We start from the raw sequence: 19,561 nt of genomic DNA, 5'->3' as shown, positions 1-19,561 counted from the left end.
CCCATTTTCTGGTCTGGCGCCTCCAACCGGAAAATGAACGCATGTTCCAGCTGTTCTTGCGAGCCCGTACCCACAACTTCTTGAGAGGCCATAGCCGGGGAGAGCAGGAGTTTCGTGCGCGTTCGCCCGAGCGCGACATGGAAACGGATCGCTCCCGGATCGAGGCCATCATGACAGCGATCGAAGATGCCCTGCACGCTGCCGAGCGTGAGCAGTCAGGCCTGAGCCGTCGCGTGGAAGACGTGCTCGCACGGGCTGCCGTGACGTTCGGCAATGGCGATGACGAATATCTGGAGCGCGAAGACCTGGACAAGCATCATCAGGATCTCTTCGACAAGGAGATCCTGAACGGTCAGCGCAGGCTCAAGGAGCTGGGCTCATCGATCGCGCACTACAAATTCCTGAAGGCGGCGATGCTGAGCCGCTTTCCGGAGTTCAGGTCACCCGCCAGCACAAATTAGAAGGCACTGCAGCCATCGAAGCGGCGGCAATCGTCGCCCTGACAGCGCATCAACCGGCGTCTGCGCTCAGGCAGCGAATCTTTGCCTCAGTACTGAAGAACGCGCTCGGGAAATGCCGGATTCACATACCGGGCATATGTGCGAACCCGTCCGTAGTAGTAGTGAGGCTCGTCCCGGGTGCGCGGATCAAAAGCGTAGGAGTATGCCATTCCGAGCGAACGATGCCGCACACGGACCACGGTTGGGCAGCCGCAGCGCGGACCGCAATAGGGATTGGGACCGCGATCGATATAGGGGACAGCCGTAGCGTGACGAACGGCGATCGGCGGAACGGCGTAATCGGCCGCGAAAGACGGTGAGGCGACGGCGGTCAGGCTCGTCGCAAGGGCGAGAAATCCGAGAAGAGATCGCATGGCTGTATTTCCCCAATTGGGACAATCTTAGACGTTCTCGTCCGAACGGGCAAGTTGGTCCCTGGGCAGCCGGGTATCGCGCAATAAACAGACAAACCTCCAAAGCGCGATGAGATCAGGATGAATCGTCATCGCGCTTTAGGTTGTTGTTTGAGCATGATCTTTTCGGAAAACCGCTGCGCAATTTTCCGGATCATGCTCTAGCCGCGTAGCGCGCCGACGAAGGAGGGGTCGACCGCCTGTACGGCTTGCTCCAGGAAGGCTTTGCCCTGCTTGGAGGCTTGCTGGTAGGCCTTAACGAGTGTCGCCCTCAAGTCCGGGCGGCGCGTCAGCATCAGCCGCACGTCGCCCCGCGCGAGCTCCGCGAGCTCAAGATCGAAAAGGGCATCGGCGGAGGTCGCGGTATAAAGCCGCATCGGCATCAAACGAGCATCGTTCGCCCCGGTGATGTAGGCCATCCTGAGCGCCCCGACCACCGTCGGACCACTGGGGTCACGTTGGGCTTCGAGGAGGGCTAACGCCAGCCATAACTCGGCGTCATAGGGCGTTACCGATAGCGCCGATATGACGCGCGATCGGGCATGATCGCTCCTCGGAGAGACCTTTCCATCACGAATGGCATCCAGCGCTTCGATTAGCGTGTGATTGCTTTCGAGGTCCGATCTGAAGGGAATGCCGCCGAACCAACCTGGAGCTTCGTGCAGCTGTGTCGACAGCTTGGGATCGTCAGGAAAAACGGGCCGTGCACTGGCAGCCAACTCCGCGGCGCCGGAAACGAAGCCGTAACATCCGACGAGCAGTGACAAGGCAATCAGGCTGATCCGGAAGAGCATCGACGAACTCATGGCTGAGCATTGTGCTCAAAGCGCCAGGAGACTATGCCCTTGAATAGTCAATAACGTCAAATTGCCTGTTGCATAGGCGCCGGTGTCGATGTTGACCCTGTTGGGACGGATATCGGGCTCCTGAACCGGTGTGTGTCCATGGACGATGTATTTGCCGAAATAAGCCTCGCTCCGTAGAAATTCCTCTCGGATCCAGAGGAGGTCGTGCTCCTGCTGACGTGCCAGCGGGACACCCGGTCTGACGCCAGCGTGAACGAAGAAGAAATCCCCGCAGACAAAGCGAGGGCGCAGGCCTTGAAAGAATCGATGCTGATGAAGCGGAATTCTTGCCGACAGCTCCTGGACGAGTTCGGCTTGTTCGGCCGCGCTGGGGTTGAGAGAGGGCTTGAGGCCGTAGGATGTCAAGGTCTGCAGGCCGCCGAACTGCTTCCATTGATCGAACTGGGCGGGGTCTTTCAGGACATCCAGCAGGAACTCCTCGTGATTGCCCTTGAGAAACACCGACTCATGCTTGCGGCCTCGTTCGATCAATAATTCGATGGTGCGGTACGAATCCGGGCCACGATCGATGTAGTCGCCGAGAAAGACATGGATCGGCCGCATCGAGCCGATCGTCGTGAGATCCTTGTCGATGACGGTAAACATCTGCTGCAGAAGGTTGGCGCATCCGTGGACGTCGCTGATCGCATAGATGCGGATGCCGTTCGGCAACCTCGGCTTCGGCATTTGCGCCTTCGAACGGGGCCATTTGATCATAGCGACTTGGGGACCTGTAATGCCTGCAGGTAGTACGATTCGGATAACGCGACCCTATCTCCCATCCTAAACAGATTCAGTAAGCAATTGTGCCCAAATGGTTTGGGCCGCTGCAATAGAGGGTATCGGAAAGGGCGGGAAGTGCGCCGAACGTCTCATTCTCGAGCCGATGGGGCCATTTGGCGCCATCTTGCGGGCCTTTGCCGGGGCGGTTTTCCGGTGTGTTCGACGGCGTGATCCGCGTGTCTGGCCGGCGGCGACAAGCATGCACCGCCGGCCATGAGCTTGAGGTTCAACCGGTCTTCATTCGCGTTTAGCGGCCCTACACCATCACCAGATGATCGCGGATCCAAGCGGCGTCGTGGCGTAAATCGGCCAGCTGCTGAGTGGTCGCTTCCTCGACCATGGCGATGGAGGCGGTGTGCCCGGCGGCGTCCACGACGTAGCCTCCATACTGCTGATAGGCTCTCGCAACCGCCAGGCCCTCGGGCGTCAGACCAGCGTGCTCGATGTCCAAGTCGGTTGGCAGGGCGAAGTGGGCTCCGACCGGGATTGTACCCTTGTAGGTGTTGACGCTGCCGCCATCGGCCGCCACGGCAGGGAAGACAAACTGGTCGAGTTGGTTGGTCCCTGCCTTGAGCTGGGTCGGGTCGAGCTCGATGGCCATGGCGTGGTTGATTGAAAGACTATTCAACTCGTCGGTCGTGATGAGGCCTCCGAGAAGAGACGCACCCGATGCCCGGACTCCCGCGCCGACGCCCACTGCGGTTCCCCATCCGGTGCCGTTCAGGTCACCCTCAACGAGGTAGCTCGCATGCCAGGTCTGGCTTGCCGAATCGTAGCTGGCTTTCCACGCTTCCCAATAGTGGATGCCGTCAGGATCGGCAAAGACGACCCAGCCGTCGCTGGCATGCGTCGGCGTCAAATCGGTCGGTGTCGTGATCTGCAGCGTTCCGTGCGACGAGAAGCCTCCACCCACTGTTGCTTGGTTCAGAACGTCAAATGTCCACTTCATGTTCGGCGCACCGGCCGGCGTGGTGAAGAAGATGTCCTCCGATTGGACCCAGGTGTTGGCGAGACTGGTGCTTTTGAATTGCTGGTTCTGGATCGCGTTCGGATCGGAGTAGTGGACGTTCAGTTCGCTGATGGGCGTATTCCAGAGGCTGTCCGCGGAGAAGAAGTGGTGCCCGGAAAGCTCGAAATCCTGCTGATGGGATATCAGGTCGGCCTTGCTGAGCCCGGAGAATGTCAGCGTGTTGCCGTGCCCGTCGTCGATGACGGCGCCTGCGGCGGTGTCCGTCGTGTGGTTCTGCAGCATGTCGGACACGCTGGTAAAAGCGGTCGAGTCGATCTCGACGTGATCGCTGCCGAAGTCAAAGGAGGCGATCGTGTCGTGACCGAAGTCGAACTTGAAGACCAGCGTCTCGGAGCCGCTGCTGGTGAAACTCTCGTCGGCACCGCTCGAGTAGACGGTTCGGGTATGGGTGCCGTCGAGAGCGACCTGGTCCTTTGACTTGAGAAAGCCGGTGGCGTCATACACATCATGCTCGGAGACGTAGGGCGTCCCCGCGGCGTTCGTCAGGAAGACGTCCTTGCTGTTGTCCGCGTGAAGCACGGTCTCCGTGGTAAGTGTGGCCTGGCCGTTCACCACCGTATAGAGCTTGGTGTTGGAGATGTCGGTCGAGCCTGTTGGATACTTCAAGACGTCGCTGCTCAGGACGGCATGGCCCGAGACATTCGCATAGGTCCGCGTGTCCGTGGTGCCGTTCGTGTCGATGGTTACCTCTGATTTGAGGACGCCCGTCGTGTCGAAATAGTCGGTCGTCTTGGTGCCGTCCGTGCCCAAAACGTACGTGTAGTCGAGAGTGCCGTCGGCGTGGGTGCGCGCCATGCTAATGAGCACGCCGGCGGTATTGTAGACATCGTGCTCGGCGACATAGGTCTTGCCGGTGATGTTGGACAGATAGACGTCCTTGCTCTTGTCGGCGTGCACGACGATCTCACTGGTGAGAACGCCGTTGGTGTAGGCGAGCGTATCCGAGGAGCCGTCTGCTTTCACGACGCTGCTGGACGTCAGCAGGCTGCCATCGGCGTTGTATTGAAGGGATGTCTTGGTGCCGTCTGCGCCCAGTGTGTAGGTGAAGTCGCGGGTGCCGTCGGCATGGGTGCGGACGATGTTGGTGAGGACGCCGGCAGCGTTGTAGATGTCGTGCTCGGCGACGTAGGTCTTGCCGGTGATGTTGGACAGATAGACGTCCTTGGTCTTGTCGACATGCGCCACGGTCTCGCTGGTGAGGACGCCGTTGGTGTAGGCGAGCGTATCCGAGGAGCCGTCCGCCTTCACGATCGAGCGGGACGTTATGGTGCTGCCGGTGGCGTTGTACTGAAGGGCCGTCTTGGTGCCGTCTGCGCCCAGAGTGTAGGTGTAGTCGAGCGTGCCGTCGGCGTGGGTGCGCACCGAACTGGTGAGAACGCCGGCCGCATCGAAGATGTCGTGTTGAGCGACGTAGGTCCTCCCGGCGATCTGCGAATAGTAGACGTCCTTGCTCTTGTCGGCATGGACGACCGTCTCGCCGGTGACGATACCATTGGTGTAGGCGAGGGTATCCGAAGAGCCGTCCGCCTTCACGACGATGCTGGACGTCAGCAGGCTGCCACTGGCGTTGTATTGCAGGGACGTCTTGGTGCCGTCCGCGCCCAGAGTGTAAGTGAAGTCGCGGGTGCCGTCGGCATGGGTACGCACCGCGCTGGTGAGCACGCCGGCGGCGTTGTAGACGTCGTGCTCGGCGACGTAAGTCTTGCCGGTGATGTTGGAGAGATAGACGTCCTTGGTCTTGTCGGCATGCAACGCCGTCTCGCTGGTCAGGACGCCTTTTGTGTAGGCGAAAGTGTCCGACGAGCCATCGGTCTTCGTGATCGTGCGGGACGTCAGCGCGCTGCCGGTGGCATCGTACTGCAGTGCTGTCTTGGTGCCGTCAGCGCCCAGGTTGAAGGTGTAGTCGAGCGTGCCGTCTGCGTGGGTGCGCACCGAGCTGGTGAGAATGCCGGCCGCGTTGAACACGTCATGTTGAGCGACGTAGGTCCTGCCGGCGATCTGCGAGTAGTAGACGTCCTTGCTCTTGTCGGCATGGATGACCGTCTCGCCGGTGACGACACCGTTGGTGTAGGCGAGGGTGTCCGAGGAGCCGTCCGCCTTCACAACACTGCTGGACGTCAGCAGGCTGCCGTTGGCGTTGTATTGAAGGGATGTCTTGGTGCCGTCCGCACCCAGAGCGTAGGTGAAGTCGCGGGTGCCGTCGGCATGGGTACGCATCACGCTGGTGAGCACGCCGGCGGCGTTGTAGACGTCGTGCTCGGCGACATAGGTCTTGCCCGTGATGTTGGAGAGATAGATGTCCTTGCTCTTGTCGGCGTGGACGACCGTCTCGCTGGTGAGTACGCCATTGGAATAGACGGAAGTGTCGGACGAATTGTCCACATATACTATCGCGCGGGACGCCAGGCTGCCGTTGGCATTGTATTGCAGCGTGGTCTTGGTGCCGTCTGCGCTCAAAACATACGTGTAGTCGAGAGTGCCGTCGGCGTGGGTGCGCGTCGCGCTAGTGAGCACGCCGGCGGAATTGTAGACATCGTGCTCGGCGACGTAGGTCTTGCCGGTGATGTTGGACAGATAGACGTCCTTGCTCTTGTCGGTATGCACGACGGTCTCACTGGTGAGGACGCCGTTGGTGTACGCGAGCGTATCCGAGGAGCCGTCCACCTGGGTGACCGTGCGGGAGGTTATGGCGCTGCCGGTGGCGTTGTATTGGAGAGCTGTCTTGGTGCCGTCGGCGCCCAGGCTGAAGGTGTAATCGAGCGTGCCGTCGGCATGGGTGCGCACCGAGCTGGTGAGAACGCCTGCCGCGTTGAAAACATCGTGCTGAGCGACGAAGGTCTTGCCGGCGATGTGGGAGTAGTAGACATCCTTGGTCTTGTCGGCATGGATGACCGTTTCGCCGGTGACCACACCGTTGGTGTACACGAGCGTGTCCGAGGAGCCGTCCGCTCTCACAACGCTGTTGGACGTCAGCAGGCTGCCGTTCGCATTGTATTGCAGCGACGTATTGGTGCCGTCGGAGTCCAGAGTGTAGGTGAAGTCGCGGGTTCCGTCGGCATGGGTGCGGACGATGTTGGTGACGATACCCGCGGCGTTGTAGACGTCGTGCTCGGCGACGTAGCTCTTGCCGGTGATGTTGGAGAGATAAACATCCTTGCTTTTGTCGGCATGCACTACGGTGTCACTGGTGAGGACCGCCTGTCCATTGACCGTCGTATAGAGCTTCGTGTCGGACACGTCGGTCGAGCCGGCCGGATATTTGATCACGCTGCTGGAAAGAACGCCGTTCGTGTAAGTCTGGGTCTGCGTCGACCCGTCCGCGAGCTTGGTCGTTGTCGATGTAACCGTAGGAGTAGTCGAGGCCATTGGAACCCACCATGTGTCGAGACTGATGGATGTGTAGGGCCGAGACGTCTCTATCGAGCGAAGTCTATCGATGGGTTCTGATCGGTAGAAACAACCAGACATTAATCGGAAACGATCAGCCCCGTATTTTCCACGGCAGTCGTGGTCTTGACTTGCACCGTCGCTGCGCGCCGCAACGTCGCGCTAGTGTGAATGCCGCCCATTCGAGCGACGAACTGCTGCGCATCGAAATGAACCGCGTTCTACAGTCTTGCTCGCATCGGGAACCGTTAACGCACACTTGCCAATGGCCGCCTCTCCCGGGAAGACGAGGTTCCCCATCGCGCGCTCCGGGTTGCAGAGGTGCCTTGGTGACGGATCATGGTCCGTCTCGGAAGGGCGGCAACAGAATTCGTCAGGGTTACCGCATTCCAAAGCCCGCCGAATTGGCACCCAACCTTCGATGGGCGACGACCGCGAGATTTCCTCGATTTCGGTTCGTCTCGAGCTCGCAGCGGCGATTGGTAAATGACTCGTATCGAACAACGAGACCGTTTGATTCTATTTGATCGGTCGAACGGCGCAGAATCTCAAATCGTTCCATCTAGCGTGCTCCTCAAGAGTGTTGTGGGGAGTCAAGCATGCGTAAGTTTTCAGCCTGGGTGGTCATGGGAGCCGCCGCGATCGCCCTCGGGTTTCAGCCGGTTCAAGCTGGTCTGTTGGGGATGCCGATGGGATTGCAGTCGGCCATCCAGCACATCAAATTCGAATCCAATGCGTTGGCCCCGTTCGCGTACACGCAATTCTGCGCTCGATATGTCGATGAATGCCGCAAGCGTCCAATGTTCCGCGGCGGTCCGGTGAAGCTGACGGCCGAGCGATGGGACCAGCTCAACGAAGTCAACCGTGCGGTCAACAGGGACATCATCCCCGAGCGCAACGAGTTTGGCCTGGCCGGCGAGACTTGGCTGATCGGTCCGGATCGTGGTGATTGCAACGACTATGCGGTCACGAAGCGCCATCAACTCCTGGCTCAGGGTTGGCCGGCCCGCGCGCTGCTCTTGAGCGAGGTGGTCACCAATTCCGGTGAGCATCACCTCGTTCTCGTCGTGCGTACGAAGAACGGCGATCTCGTGCTCGACAATTTGAGTCCGAGTATCAAGCCCTGGGCGCGCGCACCCTATCGCTGGGTTCGAATTCAGACACCAGATCACAACAGGTTGTGGGCCACGATCGCTTCGCGCCGGGTATGAGCCTTAGTTGCCGGCGCTTGTACGGCCCATGCTCTGCGCTATTCCGATCCCGATCGTGATGGTGGCGAGGATCTGAACGGCGGCATTCAGGAGGCCGTTGTCGAGGAACGCCTCGCAAAGCAGGACAATCACGCCGGCAGCGGCCGTGGAAGCATAACGAGAGTCGCGTCCGCGCCGAACGGCGCCACGGAACATGACGATAAAGACATAGGCAACCATCAGGACGACGAATGCCAATACGGGTTTGCCCCACTCGATTGCCATTGTGATCGCCGCGGACGGCAGTTCGAGAACCGGCGTTGCCTCGAAATCGCGATAGACGGGCTCGAGCGACTGGAACGTTCCCACGCCATTGCCGAGTTGCGGCGCGTCCGCCATCATGCGCTCCGCCATTGAACGTTGCGCTGTGTTCGCCGCCGGCGCCAAGTCAACAATCGTCCACGACGCTATCCCCTGAAGGCGCGTTATCGCTATTGCGGCCACGATCGCCGCGACGATCGCGAATAGAATGAGCGCGGGCCACCATCCGACCTCAAGATGGCGGCTGGCGGCCACAAGGATGAGTGAGAGAAATCCGAGGGCCACTGCGGCCGTCAGACCAACGGAAGCAAGATTTGCCAACGCGGCGAGTGAGACGCCGAGCCCGACCAGAACGAGCGCGAACTGGACCAGCAATGGCCTTGACACGCCTTGCGCTACGCCGCTGCCCCAATTCCTTCCGATCATCATAATGATCGTTGCGGCATTCATGAGGACAGACAGTGCAGCGGCTGCAGCGAAGGCGGAAGCTGCGCCGTCCGTCGACGGGATCAGGCCGGGGACGCCTCCAAAGCGCGAGATCAGCACCATCGCCGACATGAAGGTCGTCACCGTGCTCAATGCATAGAACAGCGTTTCAGCCCTGTGCCGGTCTCGCGTGACAATCACGGTAGAAATCAAAAGCGAGAGCATGGCCAGGTAGACCATAAGGCTGCGTACTGTGTCGTCCGGTGAAATGCTGATTCTTCCGGCGACAGGCTCGCCAAGGGCTACGGTAGTCATCTTCCAAATTGGATTGATGAGCGCAGGAAAGGGAAGGGGCGTTATCTGGAAGATCATCCATAAGGCGGGAAAAGCGAGCGAGAGCGCCAGCGGACTTATGAACCGAGCTGCACCGGATACATCGGCCTGTTCTCTCGTGGCTGCGCATATGAGGATGATTGCAGCCGCAACAGAAACGAGCTGCTCCACCAGAGGGATATGAATGGTTGCCAGCGCGGGGCATGCAGCCAGCACAATGATCAAAAGGCGAATGGAAATCTGCAAGCGGAAATTCTTCGTGCGAGAGTCGGGCAGACGCTATGGGCCGGTGCTTATCGCACATCGAGCAAGGTGTGCCAAATACGCGGATCAGATCCCGAACCGCGTGGATTTCCGTTGCGACTCTAGGCCAGCAGAGGCAGTGCACTACCCGAATGAATGCGTTGGCTCAGCGGCTTGGCCGCTGTCTGTACAACAGAGCGATGGCCGCAGTGCGCGATCTGGACGCGGACGGCATTCTGAGCGCGGCGAGGACGTGACGGCCGACTAGGCCGAAGCCATAGCCGACCTGTGTGAGCGCTCCGGCCAAAAAGGCCTGCGACATCGTCGATGCGAAAGCCTCGCCATGCGACAGCGCGAGCAGTGTGGCCGCCATGGCCGCGAGCAGGCTAACTGGCACGAGTATCCAGACGCGAAAGCGCCATGCGAGCACTGCACCAACCAGAAATAAAAAGATGGCGACCGGAACCATTTTTGTCTCCCGGCGAACACCTTTTCACCTGGTTCCCTAAGAATCCGTGAAGCGGGCGGGGCAGCGATCTAGCGAAGCGCGCAGCTTGATCGCAGCGCTCGCATGGCATTGGCGAGCCCTGCAAGAGGAATGGTCCCGCGAGTGGGCGTCGGCGTCGTTGCGATCTCGACGGTGAGCTCCGGGAATGTTTGCCAAGGGCCAGCAGCGAGCGCGGAGGCGCTCGGCGGTAGTACGATCGATTCTGCGCTTTGGTTGACCGAGGCCTCGAGTTGAACTCGATCAGATCCGGCTGCCAGGGTGACCTTTGGATGGCTTGCGCGAGGCTGTTGTTCCAAAAGAGTCAGCATCACTTCCGTCCCGAATTCGGCGCAACGCAGGCTCAATCCGGCCAGATTCAGATCCGATCTTGTCGTGTCGGCCGTACGCATGATTGCGACGATATCCGCGCCACCATTTGGATTGCGCGTCTTGACCAACCGCCAACCTCCATCGAGAGGCGTCGATTGGCTCGATGAGTTCAATTGGCGCGATACAGCATCGTCGCAACGCTGACGCTGCTCTGGATCTGCACCGGGCACGCAACTTTGAGGCAGTCGCGTTGAGTCAGCAGATGCAGAGCACGGCAGCGCGATTGCGACCACGAGAAACAATGCGCGGAACATCTTGAAGGCTTCCAACTTGAAGGCTTCGAACCAGACAATTGCCCATTGCGCGGGCCCTTGGTCTTGACGAGCTGATGATTAATTTGGCAGTAGTCGTATCATACAAACTTGATGCATTAGGCTGCGCAATCTTATTGCATTGCAGCAAAAAATGTTGTTTCTAACCTGTGGTTAATCTCACGTTACGACCTTCTTGCAGGAGGCGATCTTGATCCCCCACAGTCCGATTGAGCGGGACGTAAGCGGGCGTGGGCCAGCGGAGCGCGCGGCCTTGGAGACCTCCGCAATGCAATATCAAACTTTGCCAGGGACGAATTCCGGAGGAGGGCGCGTAAAGATCCCTTACTCCGCTCTGCAGTATTTGTTCGCGCTGGCCGACGCGTTCCTGATCGCGTCCGCTGCCGTCGTCGGCGGCGGCCTTTACCAGCTTGTCACAATCGGCGAGTTCAGGAACGCAGACCAATTGCTCGGCGCTGGTCTTACAGCTGCGTTGCTCTACGTGCTGATTGGTCAGTCCGGCGGCTTCTACGATCTGCGCATCGCATTCTCGAAGCGAAGGCGGGACGCCGGGCGCATTTTCGCGCAATGGTCCATGGTCAGCTTGTTGCTGACCCTGCTGGCGTTTCTCATGAAGACCGGGGCCGTGTTCTCACGCGGCTCGATCATCTGCTTCGGCTTGCTGGCGCTGGCGCTGCTTTTGGCCTGCCGCCGCTTTTCGAAACGATTCGTGGCAGCTGCTGTCGCTGACGGCCAAGTGCAGGGCAGGCGTGCCATCGTCATCGGGACCCGGGAAGAGCTTGCCGCCCTTGGGGTCGAAGAATTGCTGGAACGCTTCGGTCTGACCGAGATAGCGCGCGTCGTCTTTTCATCGGATCGCAACGGCGGATTTGCGATGACCGACGAAGAATCGTCGTTGCTCGATCGCGCGTTGGCAATTGGCCGCGAGTCGGCGGTCGACGAAATCGTGTTGGCGCTGCCGTGGACCGATACGCGCAAGCTCGAATTGGTGCGGGACCGCCTGAGGGTTTCGCCTCTCCCGGTGCAGTTGGTGCCTGACAGGCGAATTCGTGCGCTGGCTGAGAATCCGTCCTATCGCTTGCGTCGATCCTTATCGATCGAAATCCAGCGCGGGCCGCTGTCGCGTGCAGAACAGTTTTCGAAACGAGTGGTCGACATTGTCGGCGCATCGCTTGGTCTGATCATTCTGGCGCCGCTCATGATTTTGAGCGCCATCGCCATCAAGCTCGATTCTGCCGGCCCCATTTTCTTCCGCCAGCGCCGCAACGGTTTCAACGCCAAGCAGTTTTCGATCTTCAAGTTTCGCACCATGACCGTGATGGAAGACGGGGCCGCGGTGGTTCAGGCCAAGCGCTTCGATCCTCGCGTGACCCGTGTCGGGCGTGTTCTGCGGCGTTCGAGCATCGACGAGGTCCCCCAGCTCTTGAACGTTCTCACTGGCGAAATGTCGCTGGTCGGACCTCGGCCGCATGCGTTGGCGCACGACAACCATTACGGTGACCTGCTGGCGGAGTACGCATTCAGGCATCACGTGAAGCCTGGAATAACCGGCTGGGCGCAAGTTCGCGGATATCGCGGCGAGACTGCAAGGGTCGAGCAAATGAAAGGCCGGGTGGATTGCGATCTCTGGTACATCAACAACTGGAGTCTTGCACTCGACCTGAAGATCTTGATGCTCACTTGCCTCGAGATCACCCGCCAGGGAAACGCATACTGACCACATAACAGGCAAAAAACGGGCTGCGCTTGGGCAACTTTTGTCTGAGCGTGGTGACGGTCACCCGCGCGGCGTTGACGATGTAGCTGCAGCGCAACAACCTCAAGCCAATTCTAGCAATTCGATAGGGATTACGTTGACTCCGTTGAGGATTCAGCCCAATCCTCGACGGGGTTACCATTGGGGTTGGGCGTGAAATCCAGCATTACTTTATCGGCATTGCTTTCGGTCGTCCTGCTGTGTTCGGCAGGTTGCGCGATCATGCCCAGCTCTGGTCCCGAGGACCATGTCATCAAGAGCGAGATGACGAAGGCGGGGCCGGAGTACGGGCTCGTCAAGCTCACGCCGACCGTCGTCGACATTCTCAAAGAATATGGTCCGGGCGCACTGGCCGGCACCTTCCCCGACAAATCGCCTCCGCGCAGCATCAAGTTCGGCATCGGTGACGTCGTTTCTGTGACGATCTTCGAAGCGGCCGCCGGCGGTCTCTTCATCCCTGCTGAGGCGGGCGTCAGGCCGGGCAACTTCGTCCAGATTCCAAATCAGAACGTCGACACGGCGGGCAACATCACCGTGCCCTATGCCGGCGCCGTCAAGGCGGCAGGTCGTACGCCCAGCGAGATTCAGCAGGACATCGTCAAGGCGATCGGCAATCGAGCCATCGAGCCGCAGGTCGTGGTCGCATTGATCACGCAAAACACGTCGCTCATCAGCGTGCTGGGCGAGGTCAACACGCCGGCCCGCCTGCAAGCGAACGCTGCTGGCGAGCGCGTGCTGGACGTGATCAGCCGCGCCGGCGGCCCGAAGGGTCAGGGATGGGAGACCTGGGTCACGCTCGAGCGCAATGGCAAGCGGGCAACGGTGCCGTTCGGTGCGCTCGTGTACCAGCCCGACAACAACGTGTGGGTCCACCCAGGCGATACCATTTACGTCTACCGCGAACCCCAGATCTTCCTGGCGTTCGGCGCGGCGGGACAGCAGGGGCAATTCCCGTTTGACATGTGGAAGATCACCATGGCGCAAGCCATGGCCAAGGCTGGCGGATTACTCGATGCGCAGGCCGAGCCAGCGGGTGTCTTCGTCTACCGCCGTGAACCCCGGGAACTCGCCGAGCGATTGGGTGTAGACTGCTCGAAGTATGTCGGTCCGCTGATCCCGGTCGTCTACAATGTCGATTTCCGGGATCCTGCCGGCTTCTTCCTGGCGACCAAGTTCGACATGCGTGACAAGGACGTGCTGTTCGCTGCAAATGCAGCAACCTACGACACCGCGAAGTTCCTGCAGTTCGTACGCCTGATCGTGGCGACCGCGAACGACACGATCGTGTCGGCCAACAACGTGCAGGTGCTCAGGATCAACTCGAAGGGACTCTGATCCCTTCGGACCGCTCCAGTCTGAACTTCGATAAGCCGGGATCGAATATCTCCCGAAAATAAAAGCGCCGCCGACATTTGTCGGCGGCGCTTTCTGTTGAGCCAATCTGATTCTTGCCTTCCGGCGGCCGCTCGAGGCGGCGCTAATGAAGCGGTTGCAGTTCGGAAGGTCTCGGCGCGACCCTCTCGCCGGGACCACCAATGCTATCCGGGCCGTTGTTCGTGACCATTCTGAGCTGGGCCAGGATCTTGCGCTTGTCGCGCTGCAGATTGTCGGTCTGTGCTTTGTTGCAACCGGTTTCCGTGACGGCGATTATGTTGGTTCGAGCTGCGGCATCGACGACATAGCCGCCAAAGGTCGCGTAGGCTCGCGCGAGGGCCATCCCCTCGGGCGATAGATCGAGCTTGGTGAGATCGACCGACTGGGGAATCGCGAAAAGAGCTCCCATGGGGACGTTGCCGGAATAGGTGTTGCGGCCACCAAGATCGGTTGCCGTGGCCGGCCACACCTTCTGCTCGGCCATGGTCGCGCCTCGCCGCAACTGGGTCGGGCTGATGACCATAGCCATTGCGTGCGGGATGACGCCTTGCTCGAGTTCATGGCAACGAATGAGGCCGCCCAGGAGCGATCCGCCGAAGGCCCGAATGCCTTCGGAGGCGCCATCGCGGCTGGCCTTTCCAAGGCCATACAAATCCGTCAGCACAACATAGTGAGCGCGATAGACGTTGGCCGTGGGATCATACGAACCCTTCCAGACTTCGTACGCGTAGTGCCCGTCCTCGGTAATGATCGCGGCATACCTGTCGGTCCCTCCCAGGAATTGGATATTATGAGGCGTTTTGAGCTCGAATGATCCTCCATTCACGGGCGATGAAGACAACCAGGGACCGGTGGACGAGCGTCCCTTGTATTCCCATCGCATCACCGGATCGTCGGCCTTCTGTCTATCTATCTTGAGAAGGTCTACGCCGATCCAGGCGTAGGAGGCGGCGTGACCGCCGACACTCTCATTCCTGATCATCGCAGTTTCGGTCTCTTGGGGATCCTGGAAGGAGGCTCCCTTTCCGAGCGGCGTATTCCAGAAACTCGCATTCGAGAAAGGCTGGAGTCTTGGATCTCGACCTGATCCGGCTCGTACCTCACTGTCGAGGAACGCTGCCGAAAAGCCGCAAACAAGCAGGACCGCACTCAAACCAAATCCAGATACTTCGCGTCGCATCCCATGCCTCGACATTGTTGGCGTTATGCAACGCTCTTTCGCGCATAACCGCGTGCCGTCACCAAGGCGTTCCGGATTGTTGCGCGTAACATCTTCGCGAGAAGCGCGGGCGTAGCGCCCCACTGAATCATGCGGCTCCAATCGCCGAAGCTCGGTACGGTGCCGTAGAAGGGAGAGAAGAGCTGCATGAAGAGATACGGTTTAAGGTGGGCGGGGGCCTTGTCGTTCTTCTGCATTATTCTTTCGAAGGCATCGTAGCGCTTTTTGGAATTCTTGGAGATGCGGTCGCGACCTTCATCGACGTAACAGACGTAGCTGCAATCAGGAACGAGACGTGCGGGTCCGTATCTTCTCACCAGGCGCATGAAAAGCTCGAGGTCCTGCAAGGCGGGCATGTTTTCGTCAAACCCGCCAATTTCCGCGAGGTGCCCGGTAGGGCAGAAAATCTGGTTGCCGATGAAGTTGTGGTGGAAAAGATCTTCGTAACTGACCTCGTCCTTGCGATCGGTGGTGGGAGACGACGATTTGCCGTCGGTCATCACGCTTTGCGTGAACAATCCTGAAATGCGATTCGCATCGTCGCCGAGATTGCTCCAGTAGTTCAGGAGATTCTCAATCCTGGTCGGCGTGAATTCGTCGTCATCGTCCAAGCCGGTGATAAATTGTCCGGCCGCGATCTTTATGGCGCGGTTTCGCGCGGCGGGCGCTCCTCTTGCTTTATCCACGTGGATGACCGTGAGGCGAGGTTCGCTGGCCCGAAGACCGTCGAGATAGGCGCGCGTGTCGTCTGTCGAGGCATCATTGACCACGATGATGTCAAGATCGCTGTGTGTCTGTTGTATGACAGATCTCAGCGCGCGCTCGAGAAGCAATCTGCGATTGTGAGTCGGGATATATATGCTGACTTTAACCATCTTCAGGCACCGCAACGAGTTGCTCGCGCGCGCAACCCGCGGCGATAACCAATTTCTAAGGAATCTGCCTTGATCCCGCAATGATTTGGTATTTTATCGCACTGCGAGAAGCCTCGGTCGACGAAGGGATTTGAAGCGTGCCTGAACTGAAGTCGCCGCTCCGAAAGCGCGTGGCCTATCTGACAAGCCAATATCCCAAAGTGAGTCACAGTTTCATCCGGCGTGAAATTCTCGCGCTTGAGCGGTTGGGCTGGGAGGTTCATCGATTTGCCTTGCGTGGCTGGGATGCGGAACTGCCGGACGTTGACGATCGGACGGAACTGGAGCGAACTGCCTACGTTTTGAACAAGGGCGTGTTGTCCATTGCATGGGCAGTTGTGGCGACGATGTTTGCTGCGCCCGGCGGATTTTGGCGATCTTTCACGATGGCCGTGGCCTTGATGCGGCGAAGCGATCGTCCCTTCTTTCTCCATGCCATATATTTGGCAGAGGCGTGCTGGTTGGCGCGGGAACTCGCAAGACTCCAACTCTCGCATCTTCATACCCATTTCGGCACCAATCCCACTGACGTCGCATTGCTCGTCAATTGCCTCACGGGAATCTCTTACAGCTTTACCGTGCATGGTCCCGAGGAGTTCGATCGGATCATCGGGATCAACCTGCAGACGAAGGTGGAGCGGGCGAAATTCGTTGTTGCAATCAGCTCGTTCGGACGTGGCCAGCTGATGCGTCTCATTCACCCGAGTGGGTGGAATAAGATCAAAGTGGTTCACTGCGGCGTCGATGAGCGCTTCTTGATCAGCTCTGTGCTGGCCAACGCCGCGAACAAATTGGTGTGCGTGGGACGGCTCTGCGAGCAGAAGGGGCAGGCGCTGCTGGTGTCAGCAGCTGCACGATTGGCAGGCAGAGGGGCCAACTTCGAGCTCGTGCTCGTTGGGGACGGGGAGAATCGTCCGATCATCGAGCAGTTGATCAGGGATCACCAGTTGCAGGGCAAGGTTCGTATCACGGGCTGGGCGGACGGCGAGGCTGTGCGTCGCGAGATACTTGATGCCCGCGCGTTCGTTCTGCCGAGCTTTGCGGAAGGGCTTGCGGTTGTCCTGATGGAGGCCATGGCGCTCGGTCGACCCGTCTTGACGACGTACATTGCTGGTAATCCCGAACTTGTCGTCCACGAAGAAAATGGCTGGCTGTTTCCTGCCGGCAGTGAGGATGAACTGGCCGATGCCATGCACCGTTGCCTGAATGCGCCCGTATCGGTTCTTCAGGCCATGGGAGAGCGAGGCGCGCGCGCTGTTGCCGAGCAGCACAACGTGCAGACGGAAGCTGGGAAGCTGAGCGCGCTGTTCGCCCACGCTTTGGAGGCATGATGTCCGTCCTCATCGTCTGCGCGAGCTTTGCGATAGCGGTCGCCGTCGCCGTTCCGATCCTCGTTTTTGCCGTCCAGATCTTCGTTGCCGCTCGGACTGGGCACGTGCCTCCGCAAGATGTCCGCCGCCCGGGTTTCGCCGTTATCGTTCCCGCGCACGACGAAGAACAAGGAATTGCGCCGACCTTGCAGTCGATCCGTCGAGAGCTGACAGGCTCGGACCGCCTGGTGGTTGTCGCAGATAACTGCTCGGATCGAACCGCCGATGTCGCGGCCGCGGCGGGTGCTGAGGTCACTTCTCGCAACGATCCGATGCATCGTGGCAAGGGATTTGCTCTGGATCACGGTCTGCAGTTTCTGACCCGAACCGGAGCTCCCGAGGTGGTGATCATTGTTGACGCGGATTGTCAGGTCGCGGAGGGAGCGCTTGCGCGCATCGCAGCTCTTGCTGCGTCGACAGGACGGCCAGTGCAGGCGGCCTATCTGATGGCGCCCACCCGGAGCGGAGATCTCTCCCCAATTCGGAACCTTGCCTGGTTTACGAAGAATTATGTGAGGCCACTGGGCTGGTTGCAGCTCGGCTTGCCGACACAGCTGACAGGGTCCGGCATGTCGTTCCCGACGCATCTGCTTGGATCGGTCAGCCTGGCGACCGACGAACTGGTCGAAGATCTATCATTGGGACTCAAGCTGGCGCTGCGGGGACGCGCGCCCTTGTTCTGTCCGGAAGCCGTTGTGACGAGCCAATTTCCGGAAGATGTACGGGCGGAAAAATCGCAGCGCACGCGCTGGGAACACGGATATCTTCATTCGATTATAACGCATGCGCCTCGGCTGTTCGGCGAAGCGATCAAGCGTCGCGATTTGAACCTTCTTGGTCTCGTCCTGGACCTGATCGTGCCGCCGCTGTCGCTTTTGATAGTCCTGACCTTGGCATCGTTGTTCCAGGGAGCCCTGGTATTCTTCTGGACCGATACTGCTGCACCATTCGCCATCAGCTTGGGCTCGACAGCGGTTTTCGTGCTTGCCGTCATGGTCTTGTGGTCTCGCTTTGGGCGGGATTTCTGCTCACTCGCGGATTTGCTGAAAGTGCCAATCTACGTCTTGGCGAAGATACCGCTTTACCTGAAGTTCATTTTGAATCGTCAGCGCGTCTGGGTAAGAACTGATCGTGACTCAAGATAGTCTCAAAATTGCAGATGTGTCGGAACGCGACCTCAATCCGGTGCGCGTTGACTTCGGCCGTCGGGTCTATTGCCTGTTCGGCATTCCGGTCGATGCGCTTTCCTTCCAGGAGACGGTTGCCGAGTTGAAGCAGGCTGTGGCGAGGAGGGATCGCTGTGTTTGGTCGACGCCAAACCTGAACTTCCTCACGTCGTGTCTGAAGAGCTCGGAGTTTCGCGATATTCTCGGCAGGAGTCAGCTCTCGACCGTCGACGGAATGCCGCTGGTGATCCTATCTCGGATGCTCGGAATTCCCGTTCCGGAAAGAGTTCCGGGATCGACGGTTTTTGACAGAATGATGTCGGGCGCGGCGGGACCTATGAGAGTGTTCTTCTTCGGGGGACCTGAAGGGGCCGCAGCACGTGCCTGTGAGCGGTTGCCGCAATTGTCGCCCTCCTTGCAGAGCGCGGGCAGTTTTTCGCCGGGCTATGGCTCGATTGAAAGCATGAGCCGAGCGGACATTCTCGAGGATATCAATCGATCCGGTGCCGATCTGCTCATTCTGGCGCTCAATGCCAAGCGTGGTCATAGCTGGATCAGCCTGAATTCGCCCCATCTCAACGTGCCCGTCATCGCCCATCTCGGATCCGTCATTAACTTTGTTGCGGGAACGATACGACGCTCGCCGGAGTTTCTGCAGAAGACGGGCCTGGAATGGCTATGGCGGATTTGGGAGGAGCCTTATCTGGCGTCCCGGTACGCCAGGGATTTCGTCGATCTGGCGAAGCTTTTGGCAACAAAGGCGTTTCCGCTCTTGCTGCTCGGTCCCTTGGTCAAGCTTGCCAGCTCGGGTGGAGCGGCGCTGGATGTGAACGTCACGGCCCGAGATGGTCGCGCCGTGATCGAGCTGAAAGGAAGCAAGAGCGACCTCGATCTCGAAGGTCTGCGCAAAGCGCTCGATCAATATCAGGACTTTCGAGGTGAACTGGTCGTATGTCTGAGAGAGGTCAGCTATGTCGATCCTGCTTTGCTCGGCCTGTTGATCGTCGCGAGGGGAGGGCGTCTCGAAAAGAGGCTTCCGGTCCGGATTCGTTCGCCGCGGCGGCTTGGGGCCCGATTGCTCGTCCATCTCCACTGCGCTGACTATTTGATGGGCCCGCCTGACGATTGACCTTCGCCAAGAG

General features: G+C 59.4%; 16 protein-coding genes. 7 read left to right on the top strand and 9 right to left on the bottom strand.

Going from position 1 to position 19,561, the window contains the following annotated elements; translation table 11 throughout:
* Positions 1–41: 41 nt before the first annotated feature.
* Positions 42–461, top strand: a complete 420-nt coding sequence (locus FOM02_RS38145) for a hypothetical protein (protein WP_027562176.1) — start codon at positions 42–44, stop codon at positions 459–461.
* A gap of 86 nt (positions 462–547) precedes the next feature.
* Here the strand turns inward: FOM02_RS38145 and FOM02_RS38140 are convergent, their stop codons facing one another.
* The 4 genes from FOM02_RS38140 to FOM02_RS38125 form a co-directional block, all read right to left on the bottom strand.
* The gene (locus tag FOM02_RS38140; protein ID WP_141263167.1) at positions 548–874 is read right to left on the bottom strand and encodes a hypothetical protein; all 327 of its coding nucleotides are present in this window, start codon (positions 872–874) and stop codon (positions 548–550) included.
* Between the two features lie 200 nt (positions 875–1,074).
* Complete coding sequence (locus FOM02_RS38135; RefSeq protein WP_028146378.1) at positions 1,075–1,707, bottom strand: hypothetical protein; 633 nt, start codon at positions 1,705–1,707, stop codon at positions 1,075–1,077.
* 27 nt (positions 1,708–1,734) lie between these two features.
* The gene (locus tag FOM02_RS38130; protein WP_035731547.1) at positions 1,735–2,445 is read right to left on the bottom strand and encodes a metallophosphoesterase family protein; all 711 of its coding nucleotides are present in this window, start codon (positions 2,443–2,445) and stop codon (positions 1,735–1,737) included.
* Between the two features lie 352 nt (positions 2,446–2,797).
* Entirely contained in the window at positions 2,798–6,937 is a 4,140-nt protein-coding gene (locus tag FOM02_RS38125) for a beta strand repeat-containing protein (protein ID WP_265440965.1), read from the bottom strand.
* A 620-nt stretch (positions 6,938–7,557) separates the two neighbouring features.
* On the opposite strand from FOM02_RS38125, the gene FOM02_RS38120 reads away from it, so the two are divergent.
* Positions 7,558–8,169 carry a transglutaminase-like cysteine peptidase gene (locus FOM02_RS38120; RefSeq protein WP_027562172.1) on the top strand — a complete coding sequence of 204 codons (612 nt, stop codon included), beginning with the start codon at positions 7,558–7,560 and terminating at the stop codon, positions 8,167–8,169.
* Between the two features lie 3 nt (positions 8,170–8,172).
* On the opposite strand, the gene FOM02_RS38115 is transcribed toward FOM02_RS38120, so the two are convergent.
* The 3 genes from FOM02_RS38115 to FOM02_RS38105 form a co-directional block, all read right to left on the bottom strand.
* Complete coding sequence (locus FOM02_RS38115) at positions 8,173–9,474, bottom strand: hypothetical protein (protein WP_027562171.1); 1,302 nt, start codon at positions 9,472–9,474, stop codon at positions 8,173–8,175.
* 163 nt (positions 9,475–9,637) lie between these two features.
* Positions 9,638–9,940, bottom strand: a complete 303-nt coding sequence (locus FOM02_RS38110; protein ID WP_035730107.1) for a hypothetical protein — start codon at positions 9,938–9,940, stop codon at positions 9,638–9,640.
* 68 nt (positions 9,941–10,008) lie between these two features.
* The gene (locus FOM02_RS38105; RefSeq protein WP_141263163.1) at positions 10,009–10,617 is read right to left on the bottom strand and encodes a hypothetical protein; all 609 of its coding nucleotides are present in this window, start codon (positions 10,615–10,617) and stop codon (positions 10,009–10,011) included.
* A gap of 271 nt (positions 10,618–10,888) precedes the next feature.
* Between FOM02_RS38105 and FOM02_RS38100 the strand changes: the two genes are divergently transcribed.
* Together FOM02_RS38100 and FOM02_RS38095 are read left to right on the top strand one after the other, a co-directional pair.
* Positions 10,889–12,337, top strand: coding sequence for an undecaprenyl-phosphate glucose phosphotransferase (locus tag FOM02_RS38100; protein WP_084334668.1), 1,449 nt, complete (start codon positions 10,889–10,891; stop codon positions 12,335–12,337).
* A 192-nt stretch (positions 12,338–12,529) separates the two neighbouring features.
* Positions 12,530–13,711 (top strand): polysaccharide biosynthesis/export family protein, encoded by a 1,182-nt coding sequence (locus FOM02_RS38095; protein ID WP_027562169.1) that lies wholly within the window; start codon positions 12,530–12,532, stop codon positions 13,709–13,711.
* Positions 13,712–13,853: 142 nt separating this feature from the next.
* On the opposite strand, the gene FOM02_RS38090 is transcribed toward FOM02_RS38095, so the two are convergent.
* Positions 13,854–14,930 carry a hypothetical protein gene (locus FOM02_RS38090; protein WP_141263161.1) on the bottom strand — a complete coding sequence of 359 codons (1,077 nt, stop codon included), beginning with the start codon at positions 14,928–14,930 and terminating at the stop codon, positions 13,854–13,856.
* A gap of 23 nt (positions 14,931–14,953) precedes the next feature.
* Positions 14,954–15,844 (bottom strand): glycosyltransferase, encoded by an 891-nt coding sequence (locus tag FOM02_RS38085; protein WP_028146377.1) that lies wholly within the window; start codon positions 15,842–15,844, stop codon positions 14,954–14,956.
* A gap of 137 nt (positions 15,845–15,981) precedes the next feature.
* Here FOM02_RS38085 and FOM02_RS38080 point away from each other — a divergent pair, with 137 nt between their 5' ends.
* Genes FOM02_RS38080 through FOM02_RS38070 form a run of 3 tightly spaced genes read left to right on the top strand, consistent with a single transcriptional unit; the run spans position 15,982 to position 19,548 of the window.
* The gene (locus FOM02_RS38080) at positions 15,982–17,214 is read left to right on the top strand and encodes a glycosyltransferase (protein ID WP_027562166.1); all 1,233 of its coding nucleotides are present in this window, start codon (positions 15,982–15,984) and stop codon (positions 17,212–17,214) included.
* Positions 17,214–18,398 (top strand): glycosyltransferase family 2 protein, encoded by a 1,185-nt coding sequence (locus tag FOM02_RS38075; RefSeq protein WP_265440964.1) that lies wholly within the window; start codon positions 17,214–17,216, stop codon positions 18,396–18,398. The genes FOM02_RS38080 and FOM02_RS38075 overlap by 1 nt, the downstream gene beginning before the upstream one ends.
* Entirely contained in the window at positions 18,385–19,548 is a 1,164-nt protein-coding gene (locus FOM02_RS38070) for a WecB/TagA/CpsF family glycosyltransferase (protein ID WP_063617205.1), read from the top strand. The genes FOM02_RS38075 and FOM02_RS38070 overlap by 14 nt, the downstream gene beginning before the upstream one ends.
* Positions 19,549–19,561 lie beyond the last annotated feature (13 nt).

Source organism: Bradyrhizobium sp. SEMIA (assembly GCF_014844175.1).
GTDB lineage: Bacteria > Pseudomonadota > Alphaproteobacteria > Rhizobiales > Xanthobacteraceae > Bradyrhizobium > Bradyrhizobium arachidis.
The sequence above is the reverse complement of the archived record's forward strand: the minus strand, read 5'-3'. Positions and strand labels throughout refer to the sequence as shown.